1 pseudogene is annotated in these 453 nt (G+C 33.3%); it reads left to right on the top strand.

Annotation, left to right across the window (positions count from 1 at the left end):
• Nucleotides 1–216, top strand: a pseudogene (locus tag EP737_RS25805) (collagen-like repeat preface domain-containing protein); the annotation flags it as partial.
• Nucleotides 217–453: the final 237 nt, after the last annotated feature.

Genomic DNA, 453 nt, shown 5'->3' with positions numbered 1-453 from the left:
AGTAGTACCTTCAGTCCTGTAGGAACCCCAGTATTATTAACTCCAAGCTTAGGTCCAGTAATTGGAATTGGTGAAAACCGTAATGCTGTGGCTCCAGCAGCAATACCAGTATCTCCTGGTGATAAATTATTAATGGTTTTCTCAATAGACCCAACAGGTCTTAATATCGTTTCCGCTGTCACAGGTTTTGCAAGTGCTGGTATTACAATTAGTTAATCTAACAAATAAAAACCACCCGTGATAACGGGTGGTTTTTATTTGTTTTGTCTATTCCATATTTAACAAAAGCAATTGGATTTCTTATTTTGAAGAGATTTTTTATAGGTTTCTAGATACAGTGGCTTCCGATAATGCTAGATTATGTTAACTTCACATGTATATACATGATTTTTTTAGAATTTTTAGAAAAATAGGGACAAGCATGGAATCAAAAATACTAATCTTTAATATAAT

It is taken from the genome of Ectobacillus funiculus, assembly GCF_004138295.1.
GTDB classification, from domain to species: domain Bacteria; phylum Bacillota; class Bacilli; order Bacillales; family Bacillaceae_G; genus Ectobacillus; species Ectobacillus funiculus.
The sequence above is the reverse complement of the archived record's forward strand: the minus strand, read 5'-3'. Positions and strand labels throughout refer to the sequence as shown.